The 16,214-nt window shown below is 57.7% G+C and carries 14 protein-coding genes; 5 read left to right on the top strand and 9 right to left on the bottom strand.

All coding sequences use genetic code 11. The features are described 5' to 3' along the window. Window positions 1–114: 114 nt before the first annotated feature. The 6 genes from ACJTMZ_RS09025 to ACJTMZ_RS09000 form a co-directional block, all read right to left on the bottom strand. On the bottom strand, window positions 115–1,290 hold the full coding sequence (locus ACJTMZ_RS09025; protein WP_063137302.1) for a hypothetical protein: 1,176 nt from the start codon (window positions 1,288–1,290) through the stop codon (window positions 115–117). Between the two features lie 11 nt (window positions 1,291–1,301). Then, window positions 1,302–2,093 (bottom strand): HpcH/HpaI aldolase/citrate lyase family protein, encoded by a 792-nt coding sequence (locus ACJTMZ_RS09020; protein ID WP_023295301.1) that lies wholly within the window; start codon window positions 2,091–2,093, stop codon window positions 1,302–1,304. Then, complete coding sequence (locus tag ACJTMZ_RS09015; protein ID WP_063137301.1) at window positions 2,075–2,818, bottom strand: alpha/beta fold hydrolase; 744 nt, start codon at window positions 2,816–2,818, stop codon at window positions 2,075–2,077. The genes ACJTMZ_RS09020 and ACJTMZ_RS09015 overlap by 19 nt, the downstream gene beginning before the upstream one ends. A gap of 8 nt (window positions 2,819–2,826) precedes the next feature. Beyond that, complete coding sequence (locus tag ACJTMZ_RS09010; protein WP_015571632.1) at window positions 2,827–3,591, bottom strand: SDR family NAD(P)-dependent oxidoreductase; 765 nt, start codon at window positions 3,589–3,591, stop codon at window positions 2,827–2,829. Between the two features lie 3 nt (window positions 3,592–3,594). After that, complete coding sequence (gene hisD / locus ACJTMZ_RS09005) at window positions 3,595–4,917, bottom strand: histidinol dehydrogenase (protein WP_017692807.1); 1,323 nt, start codon at window positions 4,915–4,917, stop codon at window positions 3,595–3,597. Between the two features lie 75 nt (window positions 4,918–4,992). After that, window positions 4,993–6,231, bottom strand: a complete 1,239-nt coding sequence (locus tag ACJTMZ_RS09000) for an MFS transporter (protein WP_023295299.1) — start codon at window positions 6,229–6,231, stop codon at window positions 4,993–4,995. 308 nt (window positions 6,232–6,539) lie between these two features. Here ACJTMZ_RS09000 and ACJTMZ_RS08995 point away from each other — a divergent pair, with 308 nt between their 5' ends. The 5 genes from ACJTMZ_RS08995 to ACJTMZ_RS08975 all read left to right on the top strand — a co-directional run bounded on the left by ACJTMZ_RS08995 (window position 6,540) and on the right by ACJTMZ_RS08975 (window position 12,546). Next, window positions 6,540–7,610, top strand: a complete 1,071-nt coding sequence (locus ACJTMZ_RS08995) for a LacI family DNA-binding transcriptional regulator (protein ID WP_003862277.1) — start codon at window positions 6,540–6,542, stop codon at window positions 7,608–7,610. Next, entirely contained in the window at window positions 7,607–8,578 is a 972-nt protein-coding gene (locus ACJTMZ_RS08990) for a nuclear transport factor 2 family protein (protein ID WP_015571630.1), read from the top strand. The genes ACJTMZ_RS08995 and ACJTMZ_RS08990 overlap by 4 nt, the downstream gene beginning before the upstream one ends. A gap of 105 nt (window positions 8,579–8,683) precedes the next feature. After that, window positions 8,684–9,826: an ester cyclase gene (locus ACJTMZ_RS08985; RefSeq protein ID WP_033487538.1), complete on the top strand. Its 1,143-nt coding sequence runs from the start codon at window positions 8,684–8,686 to the stop codon at window positions 9,824–9,826. Further along, window positions 9,827–11,122 (top strand): histidinol dehydrogenase, encoded by a 1,296-nt coding sequence (gene hisD / locus ACJTMZ_RS08980; RefSeq protein WP_252010955.1) that lies wholly within the window; start codon window positions 9,827–9,829, stop codon window positions 11,120–11,122. It abuts the gene before it with no gap. Window positions 11,123–11,175: 53 nt separating this feature from the next. Beyond that, window positions 11,176–12,546, top strand: a complete 1,371-nt coding sequence (locus tag ACJTMZ_RS08975; RefSeq protein WP_252010954.1) for an amidase family protein — start codon at window positions 11,176–11,178, stop codon at window positions 12,544–12,546. Here ACJTMZ_RS08975 and ACJTMZ_RS08970 read toward each other — a convergent pair. The 3 genes from ACJTMZ_RS08970 to flhB are packed head-to-tail and all read right to left on the bottom strand — an operon-like array spanning window position 12,543 to window position 16,197. Then, window positions 12,543–12,962 carry a flagellar protein FlhE gene (locus ACJTMZ_RS08970; protein WP_370533558.1) on the bottom strand — a complete coding sequence of 140 codons (420 nt, stop codon included), beginning with the start codon at window positions 12,960–12,962 and terminating at the stop codon, window positions 12,543–12,545. The two genes, ACJTMZ_RS08975 and ACJTMZ_RS08970, sit on opposite strands and share 4 nt — an antisense overlap. Then, the gene (gene flhA / locus ACJTMZ_RS08965; protein WP_015571626.1) at window positions 12,959–15,052 is read right to left on the bottom strand and encodes a flagellar biosynthesis protein FlhA; all 2,094 of its coding nucleotides are present in this window, start codon (window positions 15,050–15,052) and stop codon (window positions 12,959–12,961) included. The genes ACJTMZ_RS08970 and flhA overlap by 4 nt, the downstream gene beginning before the upstream one ends. Beyond that, window positions 15,052–16,197, bottom strand: coding sequence for a flagellar biosynthesis protein FlhB (gene flhB, locus ACJTMZ_RS08960; RefSeq protein ID WP_252010953.1), 1,146 nt, complete (start codon window positions 16,195–16,197; stop codon window positions 15,052–15,054). Before flhB ends, flhA begins: the two co-directional genes overlap by 1 nt. Window positions 16,198–16,214: the final 17 nt, after the last annotated feature.

Here is a 16,214-nt window from a genome sequence, read left to right as displayed (position 1 = left end):
TGTACATTTGATTTTCCATCCATGTTTATCATGCAATCCGTTTTATGTGCATCATTATTGATGATGGTGCAGGCGATCCCTGCCCCCCTATTTTGCGCCACTTTGCCGTAAAAATCAGTTAGCTGCTGGCACTTTTTCTACTTTTTCTCCGGCCCGACGGGCCGTGGCTGGCAGGATGTCGGCATCCGCCACGTAGCCATCAGGATCGAGACAGCGATTGTGTTCTCTCGCCTGGTGCAGGATCGCTTCGTCCCAGTACAGGCGCTTACGCTGATCGCCCCGGGTCGTCAGAATAAACTCCACATTGCCATCAACCGCGCGGTAGCGGCGCCAGCTGTTTGCCGGAATGGAGATCACCGAACGTTCCGGGGCGATAATGCTGACTTCCTTACCCGCCTCGTTCCAGGTCACCTCCAGCTGGCCTTTAAAGACCATGATCACCTGAATATCCGGGCAGAGATGGCGACCGACAATGTGGTCGTCAGCAAGCCGCAGCCATTCGACGGAAAAACCGTGCGGGCTCAGGATAGCGGGAGCGGAATCCCGATCCTGTGAAATGCCGAAACCGATAACCGGCGCAATTTCGCCGCCGTGTCCCGGCAGCACCGAGTCCAGCAGTCCCTGCGCTGACCAGCAGCGATCATCGCCGGTTACCGCACGCTGGCGCATCTCCTCAACGCTGTAGTCACGCAGACCGGCAATATATTGCTCTGACAGCGGCGTCAGCAGCGTGGCGGGATCGGGCGTTGGTTCACCTGCCTCCTGCGCAATCAGCATATTATCCTTGCTGAGATACATACCGTACTCGCTGGCGGCCGCCAGCACTGATGGGTGCCAGATGATGCCGCCCGTGTTGTCCCCGCCGAGCACGGTAAATACCATGCCGCAGGTATCTTCTCTACTGACGTTGGTGAAACCGCGGAAGATCCAGGTCGGTATTGAGAGGATGGTGGGCGCGCTAAATTCCGCTTCATGCTCGCCGTTGGCGCCCCAGCGAAAACGCCATGTCCCTTCATGGATCAGGAACACTTCTGCGGTGAAATGCAGATGCAGGTTATTGGTTACCCCTTTCGGCATAGCCGCCGCGCCAATGTTAAAGCCGTGCGGCTCGGGGATATTAACAATCTGCTCGCTGGACTGAGTTACACCCGGGCCGATGAAGGAATAGTTTTGTTTGAGATGCGAACCGGGCAGCTTGCAATCAATAAAAGCAAGATTGCAGGAAACCATATCGTCGGGGGCGATTAACCGTGTTCGTGCCTGGCTCTGGCTAAGATGGATAGTTTTCATCATTTCTCCTTTTAATAACCGGATGCACCGGTGGTAGGGATGGCGTTGCCGCGGGCGAGGGCAATTGCTTCACGTGAGGCGCGACCCAGCTGCATAACGTCGTTTGCAGGGGTAACAAACTGGAAACCCTGTGCAATACGCGCTGCGGCGGCCGCGCCGGAAGTGCAGAAAATACCGGCAATCTTCTGCTGCTGGCGGCAGCAGTGAATCACCCGCTCAATAGCAGCAAGCATTTCGGGATGTTGGGATTCGGCGCTGGCGCTGCCGGTCAGCGTCAGCGAGAGATCGTTGGGGCCAATAAACACACCGTCCAGCCCTTCGGTATCAAGGATGGCGTCAAGATCCGCCAGCCCTTCGCGGGTTTCGATCATTGCCAGCGTCAGGATCTCGTCGTTAGCGTGCTGTGGATAATCACTGCCGCCGTAGAGTAGACCTCTGGCCGGACCAAAGGAGCGAACACCCAGCGGTGGATAGCGACAGGCAGCGACAAAACGGCGAGCCTGTTCCGCGCTGGAGATCATCGGACAGATTACGCCATACGCGCCGGCGTCTAATACGCGCATGATTTGCGCCGGATCGTTATCTGCCACCCTCACCAGCGGCACGGCAGGCGTGCTCGATAGCGCCTGTAGCATCGACAACGCGCTGGCAAAATCAATCATGCCGTGCTGCAAATCGACAGTGACGGCGTCGTAACCCTGATGGCCCATAATTTCCGCGCTATACCCGGACGGGATCGCCAGCCAGCCGTTAACGATCGGGGTATTTTCCAGAAATGCGGTCTTTAAACTGTTTTTGCGCACTGTATGCACTCCGTTATCCACTGACGCAGCAGCGGCGCGATCTCATCCGGGGTTTCCAGCGGAATAAAATGCCCGCCAGCCTCCACCGTATGCCTGGTCACGTTCGCGTTGCCTGCTGCCAGTAGCTGATGATGATGGGGCGTGCAGATAACGTCCTGCGCGCCGTTTAGAAGTAATGTGGGGCAGGAGAGGGCGTTAAACGCAGACCGGTTGTCCTGCCGGTGAATGGCCATTTCCGTTTGCTCCGCAAAGGTCTCAATGCCGCACTCTTGCGCCATTCGGCAAATAGTCTCTTGCAGGATCCGATCGGACAGACGTGACGGGGCGACATAGCTCTGCCACAGCGAGGAGACCAGCCAGTCGGCCAGGCCCCGCGCCTGTGCGGTGTGTACCGCTTCCCGGCGTGAAGCAAGGGTGTCTGGCGCAACGGGCAACGGATTAACGGAAATCAGCGTCAGCCCGTTCACTCTTTCTGGCGCGTCGGCGGCCATTTGCAGCGCGACAATCGCGCCGAGCGAAAAGCCCGCCAGCAGAAAGCGCGGCGGCAGAACCTTTAACAACCGCCGTGACGCCTGCGGCGCGGACTCTGCGCCCGTCAGCGTGATGCACAGCACCGCTGAGACGTTCAGCCGTTCAATGACGGGCTGCCAGAGCCGGGCGTTACACAGCGTGCCGCCAAGCAGAACCAGCGGCAGATCGGTATTGTCCAGAAGCGGATATTCCATTGCATCCCTCACGTAGCCGTCCAGCCGCCGTCAACCATCAGGGCGCTGCCGGTGATCAGCCCGGCGGCCTCAGAGGCGAGGAACACCACCGGCCCCATAATGTCCTCCAGCCTGCCTGGCCGGCGCAGTTTGATGTTGTCCAGCACATAGCGGCGAAATGCCGGGTCGGCGAGCGACGAACGCGTCAGGTCGGTTTCAATGAAGGTCGGGCACAGCGTATTGACGCGGATCCCCGCATCGCCCAACTCCAGCGCCATCGTTCGGGTTAACCCTTCAAGCGCGAATTTGGAGGCACAGTACACGCTACGCTCGGGGCCACCAACGTGTCCCATTTGCGATGAGATGTGAATAATCGATCCCCCCTTACCGCCCGCCCGCATTCTGCGCGCCACGTGCTGGCTGATAAAAAAGGTGGCGCGCAGGTTAAGCGCCATCACCGCATCGAAATTATCCTCGTTCACCTCAAGAAACGGCTGGTGGCGGGCCAGCCCGGCACTGTTCACCAGAATGTCGGGCGTGGGCAACGTCGCCAGCACACGCGCCACCTCCTGAGTGTCGGTAATATCCAGTTCCAGCGGGTGAAATGCGAGACTGTGTTCCGCTGCCAGACCTGTGGCATGCGCCAGCGCCTCGCGGCCCCGGGCGGCGATCCATACCTCTGCTCCCGCCTGTGCGAGGGCGACGGCGGCGGCGAAGCCAATCCCTCTTGACCCGCCGGTCACCAGCGCGCGTTTGCCGTGCAGGGTGAAAGAGGGCGTTTGCAAAAGCGTCATGACTTACACCTTTTCCCTGACCGGGGCCGGTGTAGCGTAGGGAACTTCCGTCTGGCCATAACGGCGCACGCGAATATTGGCCTGCTCGGCATGTCCGGCGAACCCTTCCAGCAGCGACAGACGGGAACAATAGCTGCCGATTTCGGCAGTGGCTTCGTCGCTGAGGACTTTCTGGAAGGTGCAGGTTTTCATGAACTTGCCCACCCACAGGCCGCCGGTATAACGTGCGGCTTTCTGCGTGGGCAGGGTGTGGTTGGTGCCGATCACCTTATCGCCGTAGGCTACGTTAGTACGCGGTCCAAGGAACAGCGCGCCGTAATTGGTCAGGTTAGCCAGGAACCAGTCGTCCCGGTCGGTCATCACCTGAACATGTTCGGAAGCGATACGATCTGCCTCCAGCAGCATCTCTTCGTGGCTGTCGCAGACGATGATTTCCCCGTAGTCCTGCCACGACTGGCGGGCAATGTCGGCGGTAGGGAGCTTTTCCAGCAGCCGTTCCACTTCGCTGAGCGTCTCTTTGGCAAGTTGAAGCGAGTTCGTCAGCAGGATGGCAGGGGTGGTGACGCCGTGTTCGGCCTGGCCCAGCAGATCCGTGGCGCACATTTCCGCGTCAACAGTGTCATCGGCAATCACCAGCGTTTCCGTCGGACCGGCAAACAGATCGATACCTACCCGGCCGAACAGCTGGCGTTTGGCCTCCGCGACGAAGGCGTTACCGGGCCCGACCAGCATGTCGACCGGTGCCAGCGAGTCCGTGCCCAGCGCCATGGCGCCTATCGCCTGAATGCCGCCAAGGGCATAGATTTCCGTTGCGCCAGCCATTTTTTGCGCCGCGACAATCGCCGGGGCGGGCTGACCGTTAAACGGCGGGGCACAGCTGATGATTCTTGAACACCCCGCCACGCTGGCAGTGATGATCGACATGTGCGCGGAGGCGAGCAGGGGATATTTTCCGCCAGGCACGTAACATCCTACGGCGTTAATCGGAATATTTTTATGTCCGAGGATCACCCCGGGACGCGTTTCAATTTCCAGGTCCCGCAGACATTCTTTCTGCGCGCGGGCAAAATTCGCCACCTGCTGTTGGGCAAATTCAATATCCTGAATATCCTGGCGGCTTAACTGTTTTATGCAGCGGTCAATCTCCGCGGACGTCAGACGATAATCCTGACGGTCATAACGATCGAATTTAATGGATAATTCGCGAATGGCTTTATTTCCGCGTTTTTCAATATCCGCAAGTATTTGTTCAACCGTTTCTCTTATTTGCTGGTTGGCTTGCTGGCGCTCTTCGGTAGATTTACCGGTTTTTAATTTCCAGGACACTCGCTTCTCCTTACCTTTTTCAGATGTCAGTTATCCTCCCGGCGAGCCGGGAAAGGGTGTTTACTTCAGAAAGAGTTATTGATCCGGCGCGGCAGCGTACGCACCGTTTTTTAATAATTGGGCTGAGGTTTGCGTTTTACGGGCATATACCCATCGAGCGGACAGCGGCGTGGCAATAGCGGCCACAACGGAAAGGGCGGCAATCAATATATAACCGGACGACAGGTTAATATGTTGCATCATTACGCCCATCATTACCGGCCCGACAAACATGCCGCAGGAATAAATGGTCTGGAATAGTCCCATTCGCGTGGATTGTTCATCAGACGAGGTATTCACTACGCTGAGCGACATGAATGCGGCAAAGGCCATACCAAACGAGAACCCCGCCAGCGCCTGCCACAGGTAAATCACATAGATATTGCTGGTAAAGGGAATGCCGAAAGTGGAAATCACCTGTAAAACGATGCCGAGCACGGCGGTTTTTACCAGCCCAAGGCGCTGATAAAACACCGAGCTGCACAGGGCGATGGCCAGCCCGTAAAAAAGAAGGTGAATGTTACCCAGCAGCGCGAGGATCCCCGCCCGGGCGCCAAGCTGCTCGGCATAGACCGGCGTCAGCGTGTCGCGGGTGGCGAAGGGCACCAGAATGACGACGGTCGCCAGGATGCCAATCAGCCAGACGGAACGGTCGGCCAGCTGCTGGCGCGCGCCGGTAATGCAGGCTTTAAGCGTGGGGGCCTGAACCGGGTCGTGCACGTCCTGAATGCGGGTCGTCAGGAATAACGCCACCAGGGCGGAGATGCAGGAGACAAAAAAGGCGATGTTATTGGCGAAATAGTGAATCAGCACCGCGCCAATACAGTTACCGAGAAACACGCCGATGGGCCCTGCCAGCGCCAGCAGCGCGACGGCGGCAGGCGCTTCGTTGCGACCGAAGTAACGCATGAACAGGATGTTGTACAGCACCCAGGTCGCCGCCGTGACACCGTCTGCCGCTTTCGCCAGATACAGCGTAATGGCGTTGGGTTCAAGCCAGGCAATCGGCCAGGCGATAATTGGCAGCAGCAGGCCAATCTGGATGAAGATCCTGCGGCTTTTAACCACGTCGGAAATAATGCCTAACGGGAAGCGTATCAGAAGGGTTGCCAGACCGGACGCGCCCATGATGATGCCCATGATCTGTGGTTCAATGCCCTGGTTGATCATCATGGGGGCCAGGAATGCATCAATGCTATGAATGCAGATAAAGAACAGGATGCTGATGATGAAAAAGAGCCGGGCTTCCCGACGGCGTAACAGTGCTTGAAACATGGTTTTGAACCTCTTAAGAATTAATGGGTTATAACCAGTCAGGGACGACGTTTACCGGTTCAATCCTTTGGGCGACTCCTGTTCTCTCCGGTACCATTGACGGTATGAAAACTCTTTGCATACGTATTCAATATTTGAAGTTACGAAAAGGTTTCACATTTGTAAAGTGATCTCGATCTTGTTGTGAGAATTTTAATTTTTTGTGTTGCATACGCATGCAAAGGTGGTGTAAGTATAAAAAACACCCACTTGCTGAGGCGTTTGAAGTACGCGCAAATGGGCAGGACGTTGATAAGGAATCAGGGGTAATGAAACGTAAGACTTTTGCAGCAGTCACATCCCAACAGGTCGCTCAGCTGGCGGGGGTATCGCAATCTGCGGTGTCGCGAACGTTCACGCCGGGGGCCAGCATTTCACCGGCAACGCGTGAAAAAGTGCTGAAGGCAGCGCGCGAGCTGGGCTATCGCCCGAATGCGATCGCCCGTTCGCTCAACACGGCTCGTTCGCGCATTATCGGTGTCGTCATTTCTTACTTTGATAACCCCTTTTACTCGCAGGTGCTGGAGGCGCTGGCGCAAAAGCTGGATACGCTGAACTATCACCTGCTGCTGTTCGTTGGCGATCGGGAAGGTAACGTAGACCGTATTTTTGACCAGATTATGCAGTACCGGGTGGATGGCATTGTGCTGGCCTCGGTGACGCTGTCGCTGGAGTTATCCGAGGAGTGCCTTGCCGCCGGGATCCCGGTAGTGCTGTTTAACCGCAGCGAAGAGAGTGGCATGGCCTCCAGCGTCAACAGTAATAACGAAGCGGCCGCGCGGCAGATTGCCGAGTTTCTGCTGGCGGGGGAGCACAAGCGTTTTGCCTACGTGGGCGGCGTGGCCGATTCCCCGGTCAATATCGCCCGCCAGCGCGGGTTCATTTCCACGCTGGAAGAACATGGCATCACCGATGTCCGGGTGGTGCACGGGAATTACGACGCTCAGCAAACCACCCGGGCAGCCTATACCCTGTTTTCGACGTCGCCAGCGCCGGATGCGGTCTTTGTCGCCAACGATCATATGGCCGTCACGGTAATGGATGTGGCGCGCTATGAGTTTGGTTTGCGCATTCCGGAGGAGGTCTCCGTTGTCGGCTATGACGACATCGGCCCTTCCGGCTGGCCCTCTTATGCGTTGACCTCGGCGTCGCAGCCGGTCGGCGCGATGGTGGATGCCACGGTGGAACTGTTAATGAAGCAAATTGACAGCGGAACCATAGAGCCTGAACAGATTACGGTGCCCGGTACGCTGGTGATACGCCACTCGGCGCGTCGCCCACGCAGCGGCGTTATCGAAACCAATGGTTTAACGCTATTCCAGTCTAAGGAGCGCACATGACCAGATTGCGGGGCTTCAGCCCTCAATTCGACTCTATCCAGCAGTTCATTTTGACGCTGACGCACGTGGTGTGGGAGCAGAAAGATATCGGCCAGCTGGCGGATTTTTACGCCACGCCGGTGGTTTTCACTACCCCCGAAAAACAGCTGCATGAGCTTTCCCAGTTTATGCGCCTGACGCTTGAGGCGATGCACAGCTTCCCGCAGCGAGCGGTGCTGACGGAGGATATTCTGTGCAGCCAGAACCCGGGGGACGAGTACTATGCGGCGCAGCGTACCGTAGCCCGCATTCAGCACCAGGGGGAGGGATTTTTTGGCCCGCCGACCGGGAAAAATGTCTGGGTCCGCACCTGGGCCGATCGCATCTGTGTTGATGGTGCCGTACGCCAGGAGTGGCTGCTTCAGGATCGTGCCGCGATTGTGGCGCAACTGGGGCTGGATGTCCGCGACTTTGCTTTTAACCTGGCGACCATGCGCCAGCAGCTTGGGCTGGAATCTGTGTCTGCTGAGACGCTGGACGCCCGCTGGGCGGGTGGGCCTGAGGGCGACGACGTGGAAGGGGCGCTGGCCGGGGTCGTTGAGCGCTACTTAACGATGTGGGCGGGCGGTAACAGCGGCGTGGTGCCCGGTCTCTATCACCCGGCGGCGACGCTGTACGCGCCGGGGCACTGCCTCTGCACCGGCGAACAGGAAATTGGCGCACAGCTTTCCGGTTATCGCGCTTCATTTGCCGACAGCGAAACGCAGCTTCATCACCTGATTGTGCGTAAAGATCCTAATGAGCCGATTCGACTTTCATTGCGCTGGTCGTTGTTAACCTGGCATGACGGTTACGGCAAATTTGGTGCGCCGACCCGTAAACCCATATCAATTACCGGTATCAGCCAGCTTGAATTACGTGATGGTTTAATTTTCCGTGAATATCTGGGGATCGATGAATTAGCGATTTGGTCGCAAATATTTAATTAATGGGGCGGCAGCCCCCTTATTCCGGCTGCAAAAAATAACCGTGTTTGATTCACCCTCACTTACGGGTGCGGGTTCTTATTGTCTGAAAACAGAGCAGGAGTTTATATGTCTTCCACCGAAGCAACAAATAAAGCACCAGCCGTACCCGAAAAAAGCAGCGTGAAATCGCTGAAAGAGGAACCTGTATTACAGGTGGAGCGTCGTGATTTTGTCGATCTGGTACCGGAAAAAAGACCGCGCGTGCAATCATTACGCGGCTTTGATGACTGCTATACCGATATTGTCGATTATATCGTTCGCTGCACCCATAAAATATGGGACGAGCGCGATGTCGGCTTAATTTATTCTCACTATACCCATAACTGCGTGCTGTATAACGCGCTGGGGACACTCTATAACCGCGAACAGGTGGTGCAGGATACGCTGCAACGCTTAATTGCCTTCCCGGAACGGCGCGGAATGGCAACCCAGGTTATCTGGAACGGAAATGATGTTGACGGTTTTTATACCTCTCACCTGGTGACGGGAAGCGGGCGGCATACACAGTACAGCCATTTAGGCAAACCGACGAACCGTACGTTTGTGACGCGTACCGTGGCGGATTGCATGATCCACGAGAATAAAATTTATCGGGAGTGGGTAGTCAGCGACAATATGTCACTGATGAAACAGCTTGGCCTGAATACCGATCAAATCGCATTTAATATGGCAAAGGAGCAGTTCGATAAAGGCTTCCGCGTGATGGACATCGGCGAAAACGGCCGCATGCTGGGGCAATATCCGCCGGAGATGGAGTGCGATGTTTCCATTGCGCACACCGATACGGAGGAGCAGTGCCTGCGCTGGCTGCATGAGATCTACAACCGCCGGATGTTTGGCAAGATCAAAGAAGTGTATGCGCCTAACGTACAGTGGCACGGTCCGCTGATGAAAGAGCTGTACGGCACCGCGGCGGTAACCCATCAGACGCTGGCGCTGGTGGGGATGATCCCTGACGGCGCGTGGCTGCCGCAGCATATTTGTTCCAACCCGTGCGATGAAGGCGGCGTCAAAGTGGCCGTACGCTGGATTATCGAAGGACATCACCTGGGTTACGGCGAACTCGGCAAGCCGACCGGAGAACGACTGTTCGTGATGGGCATGTCGCACTACCACATCGTCAACGGAAAAATTGTTGATGAGTGGGTGGTTTATGACCATCTGGCGCTGCTGGCGCAGATCAAACTCGGCCAGATGGAGGACGCGTAAATGTTAAATCAGGTGAGCTGGATTAAGCGCCCGCAGGGGCAGGATGCGCAGGCCGATCGTTCCCTGACGGAGAAGGTCAGCGCCATTATCGAGCGCGTGAAAACCGAGGGCGATACTGCGCTAAGAGCCTTTTCGCAGCAGTTTGATCATGTCGTGCCGGCGCAGTTTGAGGTGAGCGAGCAGGAGATTGCCGAAGCACTGGAGGGGATGGATGCCCAGACTCGCCACGACAGTGAGTTTGCCATTAATCAGGTGCGTCGTTTTGCGCGGGCGCAGCTGGCGACCATGCTGCCACTGGAGGTAGAGACGCTGCCTGGCGTGCATCTCGGTCACCGGATCATCCCGGTGCAGACGGTGGGCTGCTACGTGCCGGGCGGACGGTATCCGATTCTCTCCGCACCCGTGATGTCGATTGTTCCTGCGACGGTGGCGGGCTGTGAACAGATTATCGCCTGTCTGCCCCCGGGCGCGCATCCGGCGATGATTGCAGTTTGCCATCTGGCGGGCGCGCACCGCATTTTCAAAGTTGGCGGCGCGCAGGCCATTGCGGCTATGGCCTGGGGAACGGAGAGCATCCCGTCGGTGGACAAAATCGTTGGGCCAGGCAACGCCTTCGTTAACGAAGCGAAACGCCAGGTGTTTGGTCGAGTCGGCATTGATGCCCTCGCCGGGCCGAGCGAGATTTTCACTATCGCCGACGACAGCGCCGATCCGCGCATTCTGGCCGCCGATATGCTGGCGCAGGCAGAGCACGATATTCATACCCGCGTCGGGCTGGCGACAACCAGCCGGGATATCGCTGAGCGTACCCTGGCGGAGGTTGAGCGTCAGCTTGCGACTCTGCCAACGGCCGCCACGGCGGGCGAGGCGTGGCGTCGGCAGGGTGAAATCGTGCTCTGCGAAGATGAAGCGCAGCTGATTGCGTTTGCTGACCATATGGCGACGGAGCATTTGCAGGTGCATACCCGCGATCCGCACGCGACGGCAGCGAAGATCCGCAACTATGGCTCGCTGTTTATTGGTCAGAACGCCAGCGTGGTGTTCTCCGATAAATGCTGCGGCACCAACCATACGTTACCGACGATGGCGGCGGCACGCTATACCGGCGGTCTGTGGGTAGGGGCATACGTCAAAATCTGTACCCATCAGTGGATTGACGAGCAGGGTATCCCGGCAATCGCACAACCGGCGATCCGCCAGAGCCGTACCGAGGGGATGCAGGGGCACCGACGGGCGGCGGAAATTCGTCTGCGTCCGCAGGACATTGATGCCATTACTACCGGCATGCGGGACTAAAACGTATCCCGGGCAGCCTTCTGCCCGGTTTTCAGCACGGGGAGCCTGAGACTATGAAGCGCCTGATACCGCCAGACGACTGTCCGGAGGAAATTGCCCGCCGTCTCGACGTCATACAGCAGCACCGGGCGCTCAACGCGATCCTCGGGGTTAACCCTGACGCCATGTCTCAGGCGGAACAGCATCAGCAGCAGCGTCGGCGTGGAGAGCCGATCGGCCCCCTGCACGGCGTGCCGCTGATCGTCAAAGATAATATTGCCTGCGCGCCGATGCCGATCACCCTTGGCTGCCGTGCGCTGGCCTCACTTAACGCGACAGCGGATGCTCGGGTCGTGCAGCGATTGCGCAGAGCGGGGGCGATTATTCTTGCCAGGGCCAATATGTCCGAGTTCGCGTTCGATGTGCGCTCGCGTAGCTCGCTGGGGGGTGATGTGGCGAATCCACTTTGCCCGACACTCACCGCCGGAGGTTCCAGCGGAGGATGCGCCGCGGCGGTGGCGGCTGGAATGGCGGATGGCGCATTGGGTACCGATACCGGCGGCTCTATCCGCATTCCCTGTAGCTATACCGGGCTGGTGGGGCTACGGCCTGCCTTTCGCCGTTCACAGCTGGACGGCGTGGCGCCGCTCTCGCCCAGCAAAGATACCGTTGGGCCAATGGTACATAGCGTTGAGGATGCCGCCTTGCTGCATGCGGTGATCCATGGCCTGCCGCCGGTTGCGCTTCCTGTGCGTTCGCTGAAAGGCGTTCGCTTTGGCGTGGTGACCGCGTTACAGGGAGAGGATGAGGTACAGCTGGAGGTCTGGCAGTCGGCGCTGCACACGTTGCGCCGTGCCGGAGCGACGCTGGTGGAGGTTTCACTCCCCTTTCTTGAAGAGGTGAGGCAGGCCACCTGCCTCAGTCTGTATGAATTTCGCGTGGCGATTGACGACTGGCTTAGCAAACAGCCTGGCGCTCCCTCCGGACTGACAAGCATTGTGGACTCCGGCGCTTTCCTGCCAGAGTTTGCGCCGTTTCTACGTCAGATGCTGGCGAGTAACACGCTGAAAACCCCGCTCTGGCTGGCGGGGCGTCGCTTTCAGCGCCTGTTGCGGCAGAACCTTTGCCAGGTGGCGGAGGTGCAGCGCATCGACGGATTTGTGTATCCCACCGTACAACGTTTACCAGAAAGTATGGCGAAGATGCCGCCAGGCTGCGCGCCGGAACTGGCCGCCATCAGCGGCCTGCCTGCCATTACGTTGCCCTGTGGCGTAAGCCGTATCGGGCTGCCGGTAGGGATGGAGATGTTATCGGCGCAGGAGGATGAGACGATGCTGATGACGCTGGCGCTGGCATGTGAGGGGGCGCTGGGCGGGATAAATGAGGTGCAGAGGTTTAAGGCAGGATATCGCCAGAGCGGTACCGTTTGTCAGAACCTCTCTTAAGGCGCCGATGGCCCCTTGCCGCGATACCTTATTGTGATTTCATTTTTCAGTATTGTCAGCGGCGGCGTCATTTCGCCGCGCGCTACCGACTGATACTCAAAGCGAAAGGGGCCCGCGGCCGGGAAACCCGCTGGCAACGGGATTTCGCCCGCCAGTTCCCTGAGCATCAGACAGCGCAGGCTGCTACAGACGCGAATGCGAAAGCCCGGCGGCGTGGGGCCGTCCGGTGTAATCTTCCACAGCAGATGCGTCGGCGTAACCCCTTTCGGAAGGGGGGCGGCGGGCTGAACTGGACGACTTTTCAGTACCTGCTTGCCGCGCGACAGCGTGCCGCCAAAACTATGGCTGCTCCATGAACCGTCCGCAGCAAACGCCGGTGGCGCAAGCAGCAGAACAAGCAAGGCGGCTCTTATCACGATTTACCTCCAATGAGATACGTCATTCTCACGTTGCGCTGAGTGTTTATCTCCTGGCTGGAGAGCACTGCAAGCTGAGGGAAGATGCGACGAAGATAGCGGGACAGCATCAAACGCAGCGCCGGGTTCACCAGCAGAACCGGCGGCGCACCCAGCGCTTCCTGATGCTGCAACGCCTGCTCGGTCTGTTTCATTAAATTCTCGGCAATTCCCGGCTCGATAGCGCTTCCGCTCTGGGTTGCCTGTACCAGCAACTGCTCAAGTGACATATCAAGGCCGATTATTTGGATATCGTCGTCGCCAGGGAACCACTGCTGCGTAATCGCCCGGGAGAGGCGAGCGCGCACGCGGGCCGTCAGCTCGTCAGCGTCAGACTGAGGAGTGGCATACTCAGCCAGCGTGTCGATGATGGTCCGCATATCGCGGATCGGCACGCGCTCGGAGAGCAGATTTTGCAGTACTTTGTGCAGCGTGGTCAGGCTGATTACCCCGGGGATCAAATCCTCTATCAGCTTCGGCGACTGTTTGGTGAGCTGGTCAAGCAGCTGCTGCGCCTCCTGGCGACCGAAAAGTTCGTCCGTGTGGGTGCTGATAAGGTGGTTCAGGTGCGTAGCGACGACGGAACATGGATCGACTACGGTATAGCCCAGCGTCTGCGCCAGCTCGCGATGGACTTCATCGATCCATAGAGCGGGAAGTCCAAAGGTTGGTTCTTTACAGGGCGTACCGGGCACTTCTCCCTCAGCACAGCCTGGATCGATCGCCATCCAGCGATCGGGCTGGACCTCGCCTTTACCAATCGTCACCCCTTTTAGCAGAATACGATAGTGAGTCGGCGGCAGGTCGAGATTATCGCGAATATGAACTGCTGGCGGCAGAAAGCCCATCTGCTGCGCGAACTTCTTACGAATACCCCGTACGCGGGTTAACAGCTGGCCCTGCTGTTCATGATCGACCATAGGGATCAGTCGATAGCCAACCTCCAGCCCCAGTACATCTTCCATCTGTACGTCAGACCATGTCGCTTCATTAACCTGCGCCACGTCAGCTTCAGCTCGGGTAGGGGCGGAGGGGGCGGCGCCCGTTTTTTTCGCCTTACCTTCCTGGCCCCGCAGCCACCATGCAATGCCTAAAAGTGAGGAGGTAAAGAGTAAAAAGACCAGATTGGGCATGCCTGGGATTAGCCCCAGCAAACCAATTACGGCCGCAGAGAGGGCAAGCACGCGAGGCGAGGTAAACAGCTGGCCGACCATCTGCTCGCCTACGTCCTGCTCGTTGACCACACGCGTTACAACGACACCTGCCGCGGTGGAGATCACAAGACCAGGGATCTGCGCAACCAGGCCATCACCGATGGTCAACAGCGTGTAGGCTTCTCCCGCTGCGCTGAGGGTCATATCATGCTGCATTACGCCGATAATCAGGCCACCGATAATGTTTATTGCCATGATCAGCAGGCCTGCGATGGCATCGCCACGCACAAATTTGCTCGCACCGTCCATGGAGCCGTAAAAATCTGCCTCCTGAGTCACCTCTTTTCGACGGCGTTTGGCCTCCTCCTCGCCGATCAGACCGGCGTTCAGGTCGGCATCGATTGCCATTTGTTTACCGGGCATACCGTCAAGGGTAAAGCGAGCGCCCACTTCTGCAATACGCCCGGCCCCCTTGGTGATGACCATAAAGTTTATAATTATCAATATGATAAAAACGACAATGCCGATGGCAAAGTTGCCGCCTACCAGGAAGTGGCCGAACGCCTCGATGACCTGGCCCGCGGCGTCAGCGCCGTTATGGCCGTGCATCAGGATAACGCGCGTTGAGGCGACGTTTAGCGCCAGGCGAAGCAGCGTTGAGAAGAGCAGTACCGTCGGGAAGGCGGAAAACTCCAGCGTATTCTGGGTAAACATGGCGACCAGGAGGATCATGATCGCCAGTACAATATTAAAGGTAAACAGCAAGTCCAACACGAAGGTTGGCAGCGGCAGGATCATCATCGCAAGGATCGTCATGATCAGGACTGGACCGGCCAGTACCTGCCACTGGGTCTCCTTGATGCCGGGCAAACGTAATTTGGTGGCGATATTAGCCATTACTCTTTACTCTCTTGTGCAAAATCGAGCGCCGGGGGAACCGGCAAATCTTTAGGTTCTGTTGGGCGCAAGCCAAAGCCTTTACGCCACCGGCGCAGGCTATATACCCAGGCCAGGACTTCGGCAACAGCGTTATATAATTCTCCGGGCACCGGCTGACCCGGCTCGCAGTGCCGGTAAAGCGCACGCGCCAGCGGTGGCGCTTCCAGCATCGGAACCCGATTTTCTTCAGCCATCTCGCGGATGCGCAGGGCAATAAGTCCACTGCCGCTTGCGACGACGATCGGTGCGCCCATGGTGCCTTCCTGGTACTTCAGCGCCACGGAATAGTGGGTCGGGTTGTTGACGACCACATCGGCGGTGGGCACCTCGGCCATCATGCGGCTTTGTGCCATCTGGCGCTGAATCTGCCTGACGCGACCCTTAATGTGCGGGTCACCTTCCTGGTTTTTAAATTCATCCTTTATCTCCTGGCGGCTCATTCTCAGCTTCTTAAAGTTGCTCCAGAGCTGATAAATCACGTCGAAGGCCACCATGGGGATCAGTGACAAAATCACGTACAGCATGCAGCCAATCAGCAGGTTGCTGATGTCGTTTAGCGCGCCGCCCAACGGTTCATACATTAGATTGATGAACCTGTTTTTATTGAGCAGTAAAAACAGTCCTCCCCCCGTGGCGGCCAACAGCACCTTGAGGATGCTTTTGATCATCTCTGATACCATTTGGGCAGAGAAAAGACGCTTGATACCGGTGACGGGATTAAGTTTTTTAAGATTAACCTTTAGCGCCTTACTGCTTGCGTTCAGGCCGCCGATAATCGACGGTGCCGTTATTGCGGTCACGTACAGCCCGCCGGCGAAGGGCAGAATGGCGAGAAAAGCCATGCTCAACAGCGAGGCTGCACGATGTAACATATTCTGCGGGTCGCGGATCAGCAGTCGATCAAAGGTCAGCCCGTTGTGCAGAATAGATTCAAGCTGCGTCGCCAGATGGCTACCTGCGCCGACGATAAGCCCCCAGCCCACCAGAAGCATGGCAAGGGTGGTCAGCTCGCGCGAACGCGGAACCTGACCTTCCTCCCGCGCTTTCTGTTTTCGGTGGGGTGTGGGGTCTTCTGTTTTGTCGCTCTCGCTCTCTTCAGACATAGTGTTGGCCTGGGGTC

It is taken from the genome of Enterobacter sp. DN, assembly GCF_046054285.1.
Lineage (GTDB): Bacteria > Pseudomonadota > Gammaproteobacteria > Enterobacterales > Enterobacteriaceae > Enterobacter > Enterobacter hormaechei_C.
Note: the sequence above shows the minus strand (reverse complement) of the source record. Positions and strands in the feature narration are given on the sequence as shown.

What these genes read in the sequence shown, in the direction of transcription:
- ACJTMZ_RS09025 (WP_063137302.1), bottom strand. Translation starts at nt 1,290, where the DNA reads ATGAAAACTATCCATCTTAGCCAGAGCCAGGCACGAACACGGTTAATC.
- ACJTMZ_RS09015 (WP_063137301.1), bottom strand. Translation starts at nt 2,818, where the DNA reads ATGGAATATCCGCTTCTGGACAATACCGATCTGCCGCTGGTTCTGCTT.
- ACJTMZ_RS09010 (WP_015571632.1), bottom strand. Translation starts at nt 3,591, where the DNA reads ATGACGCTTTTGCAAACGCCCTCTTTCACCCTGCACGGCAAACGCGCG.
- ACJTMZ_RS09000 (WP_023295299.1), bottom strand. Translation starts at nt 6,231, where the DNA reads ATGTTTCAAGCACTGTTACGCCGTCGGGAAGCCCGGCTCTTTTTCATC.
- ACJTMZ_RS08995 (WP_003862277.1), top strand. Translation starts at nt 6,540, where the DNA reads ATGAAACGTAAGACTTTTGCAGCAGTCACATCCCAACAGGTCGCTCAG.
- ACJTMZ_RS08990 (WP_015571630.1), top strand. Translation starts at nt 7,607, where the DNA reads ATGACCAGATTGCGGGGCTTCAGCCCTCAATTCGACTCTATCCAGCAG.
- ACJTMZ_RS08985 (WP_033487538.1), top strand. Translation starts at nt 8,684, where the DNA reads ATGTCTTCCACCGAAGCAACAAATAAAGCACCAGCCGTACCCGAAAAA.
- hisD (WP_252010955.1), top strand. Translation starts at nt 9,827, where the DNA reads ATGTTAAATCAGGTGAGCTGGATTAAGCGCCCGCAGGGGCAGGATGCG.
- ACJTMZ_RS08975 (WP_252010954.1), top strand. Translation starts at nt 11,176, where the DNA reads ATGAAGCGCCTGATACCGCCAGACGACTGTCCGGAGGAAATTGCCCGC.
- flhA (WP_015571626.1), bottom strand. Translation starts at nt 15,052, where the DNA reads ATGGCTAATATCGCCACCAAATTACGTTTGCCCGGCATCAAGGAGACC.
- flhB (WP_252010953.1), bottom strand. Translation starts at nt 16,197, where the DNA reads ATGTCTGAAGAGAGCGAGAGCGACAAAACAGAAGACCCCACACCCCAC.